Below are 12,566 nucleotides of genomic sequence, written 5' to 3' on the forward strand. Positions count from 1 at the left end.
AAGAAAGTCCGAACGTGCGCCTGGCAGTGCCAAAAAGCGAAACGACCCGATTGTCCGGCCAAAATCCGATAAATTGAATATGGGGCTTCTATGCTGGATTGCAAGATCGGATGGGAACTATCCGCTCCAAGCAAGCAGGATAACCCACCAGTCATCCATGATACCCCACCCAATGCCCCGGTCTAACCGATCGGGGGAGCSCCGGGAGCAGCTCCCGGCGCAAGTGAAGGGGTCTTGCGTCTATGCAGATGATACAGCCAGGGAGATGAGCCGACAGTGCTGTGAGTTGGCTCATACAAGTGCCTCTGGTTRCAAAGTAAAGGAACCGCCTCTTCGCGAGATCGCTAAGCTTGCCTCTCGGGGAAAGCCTTCCGCGGAAGCATGTTCCGGCTTCGAAGCGGCTTCATGAGGAGTGGGTCCCAAGCAGGAGGCGGTGAAAGTCGTCCGGGGGATGCTGCTGCCCGTCCGCATCAGCGATGAGGACGTCGAGCACCCCGTCAGCGATAAAAGCACGGGCCTTCTCGACCGCTGCGGCCGCCGTCTCGCAGGTTACCGCTAACGGCCCATTGAGCCCTTGTCCCGTGACAACGAAGAACATGCACTCTCCCCTTGGTTGATCCTGTCGGCAGGTGATGTGATTCGTGACCCGATGACCAACCTTTTCTGACGAGCCGGCAGACATCAAATCAGAGCCCGCCAGTCATCGTTGTAGTCTAGCCGGCTCCTCATGCTTACGCGGGGAAGCTATCCTGTTTGCATGCGGCTCCCTGTGAGGGTGTGCGAAGCCGTCGAACGCGGCTGGCAGGGGTGATGTCAGTACCACCGTGCCCTGGCCGCACCCCTTCTGTCATGGCGCGTTGCACAAAGTTGTCGCGCCTGTCCTCGCTCGACAGCGTCAGCACATGCGTTAACCTCGTCAATCGGTAGTAATCACCGGGAAAGGAAGAGCCACATGAGCCAGCGGCTCTGTCCGCAGTGTTCCTGCGATGCAGCATCCGTTCTGAGCTTCGTCACGGATGATGGTGGCTTTGCCGCGGCTGTTCAGTGCCATGTCTGCGGCTTCGAGACGATCGCCGCTGAAGGTTTCCAGGACGAGCGGACCGCCCGCGAGGCCGCAACCCATGCCTGGCTAGAGCTAACAGAGCCCCTTCCTTTAGCCCCTCGCACTTGATTTCGGCTTACTGCCGGGATGTGCCGAGAACCTTCCGAGTGATCCCAAGATTTTGGACGGCCGACAGCGTTGTGTTGGCAGGGCCGAAGGTCTTGACGACCCAAAATCCCGTTCCTAATTTGTTGGGCGCCAAGGCTCAGATGAGCTTGGCACACGGGCGCCGGCGGTGTCCGGCGCTCTCGGATCCATGTTGCTCCAAAGAGGATGTGGCTATGAGAACTTTCGACATTTCGCCCCTGTACCGCTCCACGGTCGGCTTCGACCGCCTGTTCGACCTGCTCGATCAGACCGCGCGTGTCGAGCCCATGACCAACTGGCCGCCCTACAACATCGAGAAACTGGGCGAGGACCAGTACCGGATCACCATGGCGGTGGCCGGCTTCTCCCCGGACGAGATCGAGCTCACCCAGCACGAGAGCAACTTGCTGGTGACGGGCAACAAGCATTCCGAACCTGAGGCGACGCAGTATCTGCATCGCGGCATCGCGACCCGCGCCTTCAAGCAGACCTTCAACCTTGCCGACCATGTGAAGGTGAAGGGTGCGAGCCTGGAGAACGGCCTGCTGATGATCGAGCTCGTGCGTGAGGTGCCCGAGGCACTCAAGCCCCGCCGCATCGAGATCGCGACCGGCAGTCAGCCCAAGGCTCTGGCGCAGGACAACGCCAAGCAGATCGAGCACGAAGCCAAGCCCAGCAAAGTCGCGTAACGCCGAGTACGTGCGGAGGCACGGCGGTGCCGAGGACCCCCTCGGCACCGGCTGCTCACGTGCGCCCGGGCCGACCGAGCAGACAGGAGCTATCCGTGCTTGCATGCCATTGAGGAAAGCCAGCAGGTGCTGCCATGAGCCAACAGGTTGCTAATCATTCATCCAGGTTACCTTTTGCGTTGTTCTCGCCCGACCTCCTGCCCTGGGAGGTCCTTACAAAGCCAGACCAGGCGTTTGCGCATCCGCAGGACGTCGTTACCGCTCCGGATCTGAGCCGAGAGGAGAAGCGGGCCATTCTGGCCTCCTGGGCATCTGATGCCTGGGCCGTTGAATCCGCGCCCGGATTGCGGCACTGCCCCGGGCTGGTCGGTCGCATCGTGCCCCTCGACGTGGTGCTCGACGCACTGCGCTCACTCGATCCTGATGATGCCGGCCAAGCCTGTGAGCGGCCTGAACCGGTACGTCGCGCGCGAAAGACCGGGGCTCGTTGGCTCACCCCGAGGCTGTCGCGGGCTGGCTGAGATCCGGAGGCTGCCATGGCTGTCTTCAATCCGAATGACTGGTGGGCGGGCGGATCCTGTTTCAAGCCCGCGGATCAGGACCGCCGTCGCCCCGAGGAGATTAATCGTGAGGTGGTCTCGCGCTGGCTGACCTCGGTCGCTCTCTGCCTGTGCTTTGCGGCGCTCGGGCCTGTGGAGCGCCTTCATGTCAGCTTTGCGGCCCTGCTGATCATGGCCGGCATGGCATCGGCTGGGTTGGCGCTCATCCGTCGGGAAGCCTTCTACACCCCTCATCATCTCACGGCCTGGGACGAGGCCACGCTGTCGCTGGCGGGAGGGCTCGCTTTTCTCCTTTGGCACGCATCATAGGAGCGGTCGCAATGAACGAACACGTTGCAGGAATGGGACGCAACAACCCGCCGCATGCGATTTGCCTGCCCTGGCTTGCAGAGGCTGAGGCGCGTTCAGACGAAACATCGCGGGAGCAGTCTCTCGTGGGCCACAGCACGAAGGACAGTGCCTCATCAATCGAGAAGGTCAGAGCCATTGTGTGGCTCACCCCATTTCAGACCGCCTCCAGACGCTGCGAGCTGGCGAGCATACCAGATTTGGAAAGAGCGCTGGTCCATCCGGCGGCTGTGTTTGCACAGCCAGATGACGTTTTGCGTCATCCCTTGCTGTCGCTGGACTGCAAGCGCGAAATTCTCTAGCGCTGGGCTTGGGACGAATACCTCGTCGACCTCGCCGCAACGGAAGGCATGGCCGATGGCCCACCCTCTCGCCTGGGCGAGGTCAAGGCCGCCCTGGTTCGCCTCGGCCACGACTGGCGCCCTCATCCGGCGGCGCCGGCAGCGTTTGTGGTTCGCTACGAAGCACAGGAGAGCGCATTGGCAGCTTGAAGAGGCGAGAGGGCTCTTGCCCGCTGGCAGGTCCTTGTCGACGGAGGAGGAAGCTGAGATTACTGGTGGGCATCGGCCCGAGCGCGGGCAGAATGCGGCGGCTTCTCTCGACCATCATCTAACCAGCTGGCTTTGTTGTGATCTGTTCCTGCAGCCTACGCGGCGTCACTCATCTGGCCTTGGGAGGCAGCAAGCCAAATTGAACTGGCGGATCATTGAGATGAAAGTCTGTTCACGCCACCAATGCGGAAATTCGGCTAAGGTCAGCCTCGTGCCAGGAGCCGACCTTCCTGCGAACTGCGAAGAGTTTCTTGGAAGGCTTGGGAGGAACCTGGGAAGCTTGCGTAACCAAGTGGTGCCGGGCTCCTTGATCGAAGCCCGGCACGGTGAACGCTAGCGTCCTCCATCCGTGGAGGATGACAACTCCCGCATCCGCTCAACCTCGGAGCGAAGCGCCTCGGCCTTGTCGAGCGCAAAGCCGACCGCGTCGCTGCCGGCCGCGAAGCGCACCGGCGGTTCGTCCATCTCGGACAGCTTGATCAGCACGGGACCGAGCCTCGTGGGATCCCCGACCTGCTGATGATTCATATCATCATGCCATGCCCTGAACTGCGAAGCCTGCTCGGCATAGTCGCTRATCTCGTAGGCTCCATAGGTCACGGACGAGCTGTCGAGGAAGTCCGTGCGGAAGAAGCCCGGCTCGATCAGCGTGGCCGCGATGCCGAGTGGTTTCAGTTCCTGGGCCAGCCCCTCCATCCAGCCTTCCACGGCGAACTTGGAGGCGCTGTAGATCGACGACCCTGGGAAGGCGATGAAGCCCGCGATGGATGACACGGTGAAGACGTGGCCTGAGCGCTGCTCGCGCATCACCGGCAGCACGGCGCGGGTCACATGCATGGCCCCGAACACGTTCGTCTCGAACTGTTGCCGGATCTGCTCGTCGGACGTGTTCTCGAACCAGCCGAGCTGGCCATAACCCGCGTTGTTGACGAGCACGTCGATGCGCCCGAAGCGCTCCCTGGCGGCAGCGACGGCGGCTTCCGCCTGATCGGGCTGCGTGACGTCAAGCTTCACGGCCAAGAGCCTGCTGGATGAACCGAGCGCCGCCTCAATGGCTTCCGGCTTTCGGGCCGTCGCGACTACGTTGTGGCCGGCGCCGAGGACGGCCCGTGCCATCTCCAGGCCCAGGCCGCGATTGGCGCCCGTGATCAGCCAAGTCTTCGTCATGTCAGGTCTCCCGTGTTGCAAGTCAGGTGATGGCCGGCCGCATGGGCTCCGACCTTGAGCCACAACATAGGCCTCGCCACCCTTTTCGATTACCCGCTATAATCCGGTTGGCCTTATGAGAATGGTGCATAAATGAATCGAGGTGATCTCGACGATCTGGCGGCGTTCGCCGTGGTGGCGGAGGAGCAGAGCTTCACGCGGGCTGCCGCCAAGCTCGGCATGTCCCAATCGGCCCTGAGCCATGCCATGAAAGCTCTTGAGGAGCGCTTGGACCTGCGCCTGCTGGCGCGCACCACGCGGAGCGTCTCGGCGACGGAAGCGGGCCAGCGCCTGCTGCGCACCCTCCAGCCTGCCCTGGAAGACATCTCCACGGAGTTGGCCGCCCTCCGGACATTGCGCGGGAAACCCGCCGGCACGATCAGGATCACGGCCGGCAAACATCCGGCGATGCTCGTGGTCTGGCCTGCCCTGTCACGGTTCCTGGCCGAGTATCCCGACGTTCAGGTCGAGATCAGCGTCGATGACAGCCTCACTGACATCGTCGCGGGTCGCTACGATGCTGGCATCCGGTTGGGCGAAGAAGTCGAGAAGGACATGATTGCGGTCCGGATCAGCCCTGACATTCGGTCCGCCGTAGTGGGGTCTCCCGGGTATTTCGCCAAGCACCCGCCGCCGCACTCTCCTCACGATCTCGCAGCCCACAACTGCATCAACTACCGCATGGCGACCGCCGGTGGGATCTATCCATGGGAGTTCGAGAAGGGCGGCCAGTCGCTGGCGGTCCGGGTGAACGGATCGCTCGTGTTCAACGACATTGATCTGATGGTGGCGGCCGCCCTCGATGGCCGTGGCCTGGCGCATGTTTTCGAGGACCAGATTGCCCCGCACCTTGCTGCCGGGCGCCTGCTCCGAGTGTTGGATGAGTGGTGTCCGCCGTTCCCCGGGTTCTATCTGTATTACCCGAGCCGCAGACAAACTCCTCCGGCTCTGGCAGCCCTTGTGGATGCGCTGCGTTACAGGCCCTAAAAGTCAGCTTGGGGTCAGATGTTCACGTTCCGACCGCTTAACGAACGTCGGCACTTGAGTGTCGAAGCGGACCAAACGCTTACGTCTCAGGTGTGCCATTTGGAGACATACATCGCCGTAAAGACTGCATTTCTCATCGGTGGCATCATGGTCTCCTGCCTGCTGCGCTCACTTCACCATCGTCACTGGAGCGGGCTGCCACTGGCCACTGGTGACCACATCCTTCGGCACATAGGTCCGGAACGTCAGCGAGAACGGCTTGCCGTCCGGTGCCGGCAGCCAGTTCGACTCCGGCACGTCGGCAACGGGTTTCGGGCCGATGCCGATCCTGAGCGAGCCGTCGGCTTCAGGCGTCAGGTTTGAATAGGTGTTGAAGTTGAAGCGGTTCAATGGATTGGGCACGACCCGGTAGTCGGGCACACCGACCAGAATCACGGACCAGTAGGCATTCACCGCGGCCTGCGGCAGCCGGTCCGCCGGGAAGTGCATGACGTAGCTGTTGCTGCCGTTGAGCGGCTTCTCGTCCGCGTCGCGGGTGGCCACGAAGTAGATCACCTCGTCGGTCGTGTTGGCCCAGATGCCGGCGAAGTTGACGACCGTGCGCAAGCGGTAGTCCTTGCCGTAATTGCCGGTCGTGCCTCCGCCGATCCAGTGGTTGCGATAGGGAGCGCTCTGGGTAAAGGCATATTCCTGGAACTCCGGGATGACCTTGCGCAGTTGCGCATTCACGGCAGTACGAGCCTCATCGCCCGATGCCACGTAGGCCGCGACAGACCGGACCTGCTGCTGCATCTCGGCCGCGTTGGGCGCCACGTCGAGAGCGCTTCCCAGCGTCTGCTCCACGTCATCGAAGATCTCGACCCCGATCAGGTCCTTGTTGCCGAACATCGGCATCGCGGGAGGCAGCGCGACCACCGGCGTCCCAAGGGGAGTGGCCTTGAACTGGCGCTGGAGCTTCACGGCGGAGTCAGGATTTCCCTTCAGCTCGACCCGGGCCAGCATCTTGGCCTTGCTGGAGTGCAGTTCGATCCGCGAGACATCCGCCGGGAGCGCGCCATTCCAGCCGGGCTTGACCAGCGCGAACTTGCCGGAGGGCTTCGATGGGAACGTACGCTCGTTGATATTGACGATGACCTCGCCCCATTCGTCGAGGATCTGGGCCGTGTAGTAGCGGTCCTTGACCTCCGGCACCTCCAGGATGACAGGTGTGCGCTCGTCCACCGCGAACCAGGCTTCCAGGTAAGCGACATCGAAGTTCGGGTTGACGAAGTCGGCCGATCCGAGGGGATTGTAGTGGATGGAGTTGTAGGCAAACCCGGGCGCCTTGCGGTCCATGTGCTCCTGCCGGATCACTAGGGCACGGCCGAGCAGGTAGATGTAAGCATCAGCTATGGCGGCATCATTGGGCTTCGGCGTGCCGGCTGGCACCTGGGCGAGCGCTGGCGCGGTGAACAGAGCGGCCATCAGGGCCATTGCGTACCTGCGGTTCAGAAGCACCGTGCCTTCTCCTCCCATGTCCTGCCGCTTCCCTGAGGCCGATCAGAACGGATTGACGTAGTTCAGGATTGCCGTTTGACGCAGCAGCACCTGCCGGATGACGTGGCTCGCCTTGACGCGCTCGGTGAAGATGGCGGCCAGACCCGTGCTCCCGGCCGGCAGGCGGCGCGCCACCTCCGGGTCGTAGAGCCGGATCCGAACGATGAACGGAGCCGCCTGGACCTCCGAGGGCATGACGGCCAGGCCGCCGGGCTGCGACTGTCCAGTGGCAATCGCCTGCAAGACCGTCTCCACCTTGCCGGGGAAGACTTCGCCCGGGAGGGTCTTGAACGTGATCTCGACCGGCTGCCCGACCTCGACATAGCGCACACTGATCTGCGGGATCTCCACGCCGAAGATCGCCTCCGACGTGTCGATGAAGGCCATCACCGGTGACTGTCCGGTGACCCGGGCGCCTTTGCGCAGTGCCAGATTGGTCACGTAGCCGTCAGCGGGAGCCCGCACGGTGCGGTCGAGATTCCACGTGGCGCCGTCGAGCTGTGCCTTCAGTTGGTCGACCTCGGATTGCCGCTCCTGCACGTCGAAGGCACGACCCGTGTCACGGCGTTGCAGCTCGGAGAACTCGCCCAGACGCAATTCTGCGAGCTTGAGCTGGGCCTCGATGGCCTGGACCTGCGCCTGGTAGGTCGTCGGGTCGATCCGGAACAGGACGTCGCCTTCCTTGATCGGCATGTTGGCCGTTACAGGCACGTCCACGACTTCGCCGGACACGGACGGGATAATCTGCACTGAGTTGCGGATGACCGCCGCTGACCCCGAGGGTGCGCCCCACCCCATCGGGATGAACAGGCCGACAAGTAGCACGAGCAGGACAATAACCGGAGAAATCTTCCAGAACGTGTTGAGGGGGATAAAACGGAGCCAGACGAACAGGACGAGCAGGGCGATGTAGGCGTTGAGCAGGACGACGATCATGGGGATGGCTCGCGTCGTGCTGGCGCGTCGACATAGGCCCAGATCAGGACCAGCGGCCAGAACACGAAGCCGAAGACCAGCGTCGCCCAACTCCCCACCGCCACCGCCTCAGGCCAGGGATGTCCACGCTTACGGGCAATGCGGCCCGGCATCATCCCGAGCGCGACGAAGACAGCAACCAGCGTCGCCACGAGGACGAGCAGGACGATCCATGCGAAGATGTCGATGACGGTCATCCTGTCCTCCGTCGCATCGCTTACGTCCTGAGGTCGTCGGGGACCTTGCCGCCGCTCGCCGCCAGCTTGCTCATGACCTGCCTGTGCAGCCAGATGTTCATGGCAGCGGAGTCGGATGTGTCGCCGGTGTAGTTCAGCTCCTGCGCGAGCTCCTTGCGGGCGGCGAGGCTGCTGTCGAGATCAAGCAGCTTCATCAGGTCGACGATCGACTTGCGCCAGTCGAGCTTCTGTCCCTTCTGCGTGGCGAGGTTTGTCAGCACCGCCTCGACGTCGACCTCCGACATCGGTGTCGCCGTGGCAGCAGGAGCCGCGGTCGTGGTCGCCTGGGCCGATGTGGTGGGCGTCCCGGAGGACGCGGGGGCCGCAGCAGCCTGCTGTGCAGACGCTGTTCCGGTTGGTGCTGCGGCCGATGGTGGCGTCGAAGACTCCTTCGCGGCCGCGGAGCCGAAGATCGCGTCCTTGATCCTGCCGAAGATGCTCATCCTGTCCTCCCGTTGATGATGAATCCGGCTACTCGGCCGGGGCCGTCGGGGCGATGCCGGTGACCTGGGCCGACGGCTCCTCGCTCAGCCAGCGGTAGAGGATCCCGCCCAAGGCGCCGCCGATCAAGGGTGCGACCCAGAACATCCAGAGCTGTGCGAGCGCCCAGCCACCGGCGAACAGCGCCGGTCCCGTGCTGCGGGCCGGGTTCACCGAGGTGTTGGTGATCGGGATCCCCACGAGGTGGATCAGTGTCAGCCCCAAGCCGATGGCGATGGGGGCAAAGCCGACCGGCGCCTTGCCGTGCGTCGCGCCCATGATGATGAATAGGAACATCATGGTCAGCACCACCTCGGCAATGAAGCCGGAGATCATGCTGTACTGGCCCGGCGAATGGGCGCCGTAGCCGTTGGCGGCAAAGCCTTTGGCGAGATCGAACGTGGGCGAGCCGGTCGCGATGGCGTACAGCGCCGCCGCAGCGATCACCGCCCCCACAACCTGGGAGACCACGTAGGGCAGGATGTCCTGCTTCGGGAAGCGCCCGCCTGCCGCGAGGCCGACGGTCACCGCCGGGTTGAGGTGGCAGCCGGAGATGTGACCGATGGCGTAGGCCATGGTCAGCACGCTCAGGCCAAAGGCGAGCGACACGCCGAGCAGGCCGATGCCGACCTCGGGAAAGGCAGCGATGACGGCGCTGCCGCAGCCGGCGAAGGTGAGCCAGAAGGTGCCGATACCTTCGGCAACGCATCTGTGGATGTTCTGGCTGTTGTGCAGGTCCATAGGCTCCTCCCTTGGGTTCGCGGATGACGCAACCAGTCAGTTCAGGAGCGACGTCGACAAAGCCGTCGATCAAAAGCGGCTCGCCGGGAGCCCAGTCGGAACGCAGGATATTAACTTATGTGAATAGGTAGGCCACTGAGCCGTGCCGACAAGCGGCGTGCAGGCAATGGTTGCCAGCACTGAGTGGATGGTCTGCTCAGGGTCAGTCAGTAAAATTCGTTCACTGGCAGGAATGTCCGACGTTCCTGTCCAAAACGGAAGTTCGGCCCGCGTCCGGAACGTGCCATTAGGCGACATTCCGGGGTCACGGATGGATGTTCGCAGAAGGTCTTCATTGAATGGGGCGCCGGCAAAGTAAATCTGGCCTGATCAAACAAGCCATTGGCACATGACAGTAAGGCGGTGAAGGCAATTGCCGCTAAAACCTATCCCGTCGGTCCGTGGGGCAATCCCGGTGCCGAACCCGCCCGCCTGCAAGGCGACGCATCAAGAGCGCCAGCGGGCGGGCAGCATACCTTTTCGATTACCAATGTATTTTCTCTGACCAGTTCATATTGCTGATGCCACGCTTCTATTTCGATCTATTCCTGGGCGGTTTTACCAATCGCGATGACGTTGGTCACGAGATCGAAAGCCTTGACTTGGCCGAGATCGAGGCCAAGCGCAGCGCGGGCGAACTGACGCGGGACCGATTGTTCCAGTTGCAGAGCGCAATCTCCGAGAACATTCGGATTGAGGTGAAGGATGAGCATCGACAGCTGGTCCTCACCATGACGGTCTCGATCCAGGTTGAACGTGCCGGGCTGCCGCTACCGTGCAGCATGTAAAAGGCAATCATGTCTGTCCGGCAGGCTAGGCCTGATCAAACAGGTCGCAGGCGCATGATGGCAGGACGGTTCTCTGCTTCCATCACTAACACGCTGTCAAAATGGCCCAGGTCCATGAGATGCTGCGGAGACCTATGAAAACAGCCGCAGAATATCGCCCCCATGCCGAGGAATGTCAGATGTTTGCCCGGCAGAGTTGCCGGAGGGGGACCATCGTCACACCGTCTCGATGCCGTCCAGACTGAGACGCCAGCCTACCGCGACAGCAAGATGCTCGGAGCGCCATCACGTCGAGAGGCGGACGCAGCCGGAACCCGTCRTGGTCAACTCGTCAGTGAAGGGATCGCAAGCGTTGCGTGGCCTCAAGGATGAACTCGACGGCGGCTGCCAGTTCCTTCTCGTCGAATTCATGGCAGCCGAGGCTGTCGATCGTTCCACCGCTTGCCGGTGAGTGGAGTTCCAGCCAGAACGGTGGCAGGCCCATCATTCGATCCTGGGCCATTTCCGTCAGACGAACCTCGAGGTTGCCGCGCCGGAAGAGTGTAACGGTCTGGGGTCCATCCGCATGGTCCGGGACCGCCGCGAGTTGCACATAGGCACGGATGATCCTCTGCTCGACGCTGTCAGGGCACAACTCGGGACACGCGGCGCTGGCCAATGTCCTTGCATGCTGCTGAGCCATTCCATTCTCCATTGGGTTTAAGGTGCCGGCGGTCCAGGCAGCCCGGGACCGTTGCAAGCGGACTATATGAGGACTCGCCAGACGGCAGGGGTGATAGCAGCGACGCGCCGCCCTCGTCCTGCTATTGTGGGACAGAAGCTTACTCGATTGAGCCACTAGGCTTCGGACAGGCAACGGCGTTCGTGAGGAACATGCGGTCAACGGGAGGAACGGGTCGCGCAAGGCCGCCGAGCGCCGGCGGGGTCATGGCCCGGCTCGCTGTAGCCCGCCTCGTCGCCGCGGGCATCGATCCCGCCCCGTTCCTGCGCCGGGCCGGACTCACCACCACCCAGATCGAGAACACCGACGCCCACATGGCAGCCGATGGCCAAGTCATCCTCCTGAACCTAGCGGCGGACGCCCTCCACGACGACCTGCTCGGATTTTATCTCGCTGAAGAGTTTGAACTCCGACTGATCGATCTGCTCTATTTCGTGCTCGCCTCATCGGCCACGCTAGGCGAGGCCTTGGCCCAGGTCGAGCGGTACAACGCCATCGCCAACGAGAGCATGGTACTGAGCTGGGAACAAGGAAAGGAAATGAAAGTCCGCTTCAGCTATGCGGGCATCGCGCGCCACACCGATCGGCATCAGATGGAATTTTGGATCACAGCGCTCGTGCGGATCTGTCAGCACCTGACCGGCAGCAACCTCAGGCCAATCCGGATCAGCGTCGCCCATCCGCGCTGCGCTGCTTCCGCCCGGCTCGAGGAGTATCTCGGCTGTGCGATCGCCTTTGCGGCTGGTACAGACGAGATCGCGTTCGCACGCGGGGCCGCCCAACTCCCGCTGAGGGATGCGGAGCCCTACCTGAACAAGGTGCTTGTCCGCCACTGTGAGGACATCCTCTCTCAACGGGTCACGCCCGCCAGTCCGCTTCAAGCCAGCGTGGAGAATGCGATCGCTCCGCTCCTGCCACAGGGGAAGGTGCGAGTGAGCAGCATCACGCACGCTCTCGGCATGAGCCGGCGGACCCTGGCACGGCGGCTGGCAGAGGAGAACTTGACCTTCAGCGAGATCCTGGACCGGATGCGAACCGACCTGGCGCGGCACTATCTGAAAGATCCGAGCATCTCGATCTCGCAGATTGCCTGGCGTCTCGGTTTTCAGGAGGTTGCTGCCTTCACAACGGCCTTCAAACGGTGGACTGGAGTAACGCCAACCCAGATGCGCACCCTCAAGAGACCCCGCGGCGGCTAGGCTCGGAAGAGAGGGCTCACTAGCGAGGTCGACAAGCTAACCGGTTTCCACGAAAAAGCGGGAGGTCTCCAACGGGTCTTGGTCGTGTCAAAACGCTTTCGCAAAAGACGGATTGCGGCTTTCCCCGCTCCAAGGCCCTTCACCATCATGGGCGAGCGCGGATTGGCTTATCGTCGATGGAATGAAGCTCCCATCGCCTCTGAAGCGAGGATCCGGCGTGTCACAGGCGTGATGACGCGGGCAGAACCCGCCCCTAAGTCCTGAGGGCGGCCATCAGCGGCTGAATACCCAGGATGTTCAGCACCCGAGTGAGATTGTAGG

General features: G+C 62.6%; 16 protein-coding genes. 9 read left to right on the top strand and 7 right to left on the bottom strand.

Going from position 1 to position 12,566, the window contains the following annotated elements:
- Nucleotides 1-433 precede the first annotated feature (433 nt).
- The 6 genes from ACXJKO_RS25055 to ACXJKO_RS25080 all read left to right on the top strand — a co-directional run bounded on the left by ACXJKO_RS25055 (nucleotide 434) and on the right by ACXJKO_RS25080 (nucleotide 3,088).
- A complete protein-coding gene (locus tag ACXJKO_RS25055) occupies nucleotides 434-559 on the top strand; it encodes a hypothetical protein (RefSeq protein ID WP_457093784.1) in 126 nt (41 codons plus the stop codon).
- 393 nt (nucleotides 560-952) lie between these two features.
- A complete protein-coding gene (locus ACXJKO_RS25060; protein ID WP_457093785.1) occupies nucleotides 953-1,171 on the top strand; it encodes a hypothetical protein in 219 nt (72 codons plus the stop codon).
- A gap of 212 nt (nucleotides 1,172-1,383) precedes the next feature.
- Complete coding sequence (locus tag ACXJKO_RS25065) at nucleotides 1,384-1,878, top strand: Hsp20 family protein (RefSeq protein ID WP_457093786.1); 495 nt, start codon at nucleotides 1,384-1,386, stop codon at nucleotides 1,876-1,878.
- Nucleotides 1,879-2,012: 134 nt separating this feature from the next.
- Nucleotides 2,013-2,399, top strand: coding sequence for a hypothetical protein (locus ACXJKO_RS25070; protein ID WP_457093787.1), 387 nt, complete (start codon nucleotides 2,013-2,015; stop codon nucleotides 2,397-2,399).
- A 15-nt stretch (nucleotides 2,400-2,414) separates the two neighbouring features.
- Nucleotides 2,415-2,747 carry a hypothetical protein gene (locus ACXJKO_RS25075; protein ID WP_457093788.1) on the top strand — a complete coding sequence of 111 codons (333 nt, stop codon included), beginning with the start codon at nucleotides 2,415-2,417 and terminating at the stop codon, nucleotides 2,745-2,747.
- Nucleotides 2,748-2,758: 11 nt separating this feature from the next.
- The gene (locus ACXJKO_RS25080; RefSeq protein ID WP_457093789.1) at nucleotides 2,759-3,088 is read left to right on the top strand and encodes a hypothetical protein; all 330 of its coding nucleotides are present in this window, start codon (nucleotides 2,759-2,761) and stop codon (nucleotides 3,086-3,088) included.
- 582 nt (nucleotides 3,089-3,670) lie between these two features.
- Here the strand turns inward: ACXJKO_RS25080 and ACXJKO_RS25085 are convergent.
- Nucleotides 3,671-4,504, bottom strand: a complete 834-nt coding sequence (locus ACXJKO_RS25085; RefSeq protein WP_457093790.1) for an oxidoreductase — start codon at nucleotides 4,502-4,504, stop codon at nucleotides 3,671-3,673.
- A 132-nt stretch (nucleotides 4,505-4,636) separates the two neighbouring features.
- Between ACXJKO_RS25085 and ACXJKO_RS25090 the strand changes: the two genes are divergently transcribed.
- The gene (locus tag ACXJKO_RS25090) at nucleotides 4,637-5,530 is read left to right on the top strand and encodes a LysR family transcriptional regulator (protein ID WP_457093791.1); all 894 of its coding nucleotides are present in this window, start codon (nucleotides 4,637-4,639) and stop codon (nucleotides 5,528-5,530) included.
- A gap of 168 nt (nucleotides 5,531-5,698) precedes the next feature.
- Here ACXJKO_RS25090 and ACXJKO_RS25095 read toward each other — a convergent pair whose 3' ends face one another.
- The 5 genes from ACXJKO_RS25095 to aqpZ are packed head-to-tail and all read right to left on the bottom strand — an operon-like array spanning nucleotide 5,699 to nucleotide 9,498.
- Nucleotides 5,699-7,027 (bottom strand): DUF1214 domain-containing protein, encoded by a 1,329-nt coding sequence (locus ACXJKO_RS25095; protein WP_457093792.1) that lies wholly within the window; start codon nucleotides 7,025-7,027, stop codon nucleotides 5,699-5,701.
- Nucleotides 7,028-7,069: 42 nt separating this feature from the next.
- A complete protein-coding gene (locus tag ACXJKO_RS25100; protein WP_457093793.1) occupies nucleotides 7,070-8,002 on the bottom strand; it encodes an HlyD family secretion protein in 933 nt (310 codons plus the stop codon).
- On the bottom strand, nucleotides 7,999-8,238 hold the full coding sequence (locus ACXJKO_RS25105) for a DUF3302 domain-containing protein (RefSeq protein WP_457093794.1): 240 nt from the start codon (nucleotides 8,236-8,238) through the stop codon (nucleotides 7,999-8,001). The genes ACXJKO_RS25100 and ACXJKO_RS25105 overlap by 4 nt, the downstream gene beginning before the upstream one ends.
- A gap of 20 nt (nucleotides 8,239-8,258) precedes the next feature.
- On the bottom strand, nucleotides 8,259-8,720 hold the full coding sequence (locus ACXJKO_RS25110; RefSeq protein WP_457093795.1) for a DUF3597 domain-containing protein: 462 nt from the start codon (nucleotides 8,718-8,720) through the stop codon (nucleotides 8,259-8,261).
- A 28-nt stretch (nucleotides 8,721-8,748) separates the two neighbouring features.
- Nucleotides 8,749-9,498, bottom strand: a complete 750-nt coding sequence (gene aqpZ, locus ACXJKO_RS25115; protein ID WP_457093796.1) for an aquaporin Z — start codon at nucleotides 9,496-9,498, stop codon at nucleotides 8,749-8,751.
- Nucleotides 9,499-10,058: 560 nt separating this feature from the next.
- Between aqpZ and ACXJKO_RS25120 the strand changes: the two genes are divergently transcribed.
- Nucleotides 10,059-10,325 carry a DUF6894 family protein gene (locus tag ACXJKO_RS25120; RefSeq protein WP_457093797.1) on the top strand — a complete coding sequence of 89 codons (267 nt, stop codon included), beginning with the start codon at nucleotides 10,059-10,061 and terminating at the stop codon, nucleotides 10,323-10,325.
- Between the two features lie 331 nt (nucleotides 10,326-10,656).
- Here the strand turns inward: ACXJKO_RS25120 and ACXJKO_RS25125 are convergent, their stop codons facing one another.
- Entirely contained in the window at nucleotides 10,657-11,007 is a 351-nt protein-coding gene (locus ACXJKO_RS25125; RefSeq protein WP_457093798.1) for a hypothetical protein, read from the bottom strand.
- Nucleotides 11,008-11,252: 245 nt separating this feature from the next.
- On the opposite strand from ACXJKO_RS25125, the gene ACXJKO_RS25130 reads away from it, so the two are divergent.
- Nucleotides 11,253-12,245, top strand: coding sequence for an AraC family transcriptional regulator ligand-binding domain-containing protein (locus tag ACXJKO_RS25130; RefSeq protein ID WP_457093799.1), 993 nt, complete (start codon nucleotides 11,253-11,255; stop codon nucleotides 12,243-12,245).
- Nucleotides 12,246-12,566 lie beyond the last annotated feature (321 nt).

This window comes from Microvirga sp. P5_D2 (assembly GCF_054049475.1).

What these genes read in the sequence shown, in the direction of transcription:
- ACXJKO_RS25060 (WP_457093785.1), top strand. Translation starts at nt 953, where the DNA reads ATGAGCCAGCGGCTCTGTCCGCAGTGTTCCTGCGATGCAGCATCCGTT.
- ACXJKO_RS25065 (WP_457093786.1), top strand. Translation starts at nt 1,384, where the DNA reads ATGAGAACTTTCGACATTTCGCCCCTGTACCGCTCCACGGTCGGCTTC.
- ACXJKO_RS25070 (WP_457093787.1), top strand. Translation starts at nt 2,013, where the DNA reads ATGAGCCAACAGGTTGCTAATCATTCATCCAGGTTACCTTTTGCGTTG.
- ACXJKO_RS25075 (WP_457093788.1), top strand. Translation starts at nt 2,415, where the DNA reads ATGGCTGTCTTCAATCCGAATGACTGGTGGGCGGGCGGATCCTGTTTC.
- ACXJKO_RS25080 (WP_457093789.1), top strand. Translation starts at nt 2,759, where the DNA reads ATGAACGAACACGTTGCAGGAATGGGACGCAACAACCCGCCGCATGCG.
- ACXJKO_RS25090 (WP_457093791.1), top strand. Translation starts at nt 4,637, where the DNA reads ATGAATCGAGGTGATCTCGACGATCTGGCGGCGTTCGCCGTGGTGGCG.
- ACXJKO_RS25100 (WP_457093793.1), bottom strand. Translation starts at nt 8,002, where the DNA reads ATGATCGTCGTCCTGCTCAACGCCTACATCGCCCTGCTCGTCCTGTTC.
- ACXJKO_RS25105 (WP_457093794.1), bottom strand. Translation starts at nt 8,238, where the DNA reads ATGACCGTCATCGACATCTTCGCATGGATCGTCCTGCTCGTCCTCGTG.
- ACXJKO_RS25110 (WP_457093795.1), bottom strand. Translation starts at nt 8,720, where the DNA reads ATGAGCATCTTCGGCAGGATCAAGGACGCGATCTTCGGCTCCGCGGCC.
- aqpZ (WP_457093796.1), bottom strand. Translation starts at nt 9,498, where the DNA reads ATGGACCTGCACAACAGCCAGAACATCCACAGATGCGTTGCCGAAGGT.
- ACXJKO_RS25120 (WP_457093797.1), top strand. Translation starts at nt 10,059, where the DNA reads ATGCCACGCTTCTATTTCGATCTATTCCTGGGCGGTTTTACCAATCGC.
- ACXJKO_RS25125 (WP_457093798.1), bottom strand. Translation starts at nt 11,007, where the DNA reads ATGGCTCAGCAGCATGCAAGGACATTGGCCAGCGCCGCGTGTCCCGAG.
- ACXJKO_RS25130 (WP_457093799.1), top strand. Translation starts at nt 11,253, where the DNA reads ATGGCCCGGCTCGCTGTAGCCCGCCTCGTCGCCGCGGGCATCGATCCC.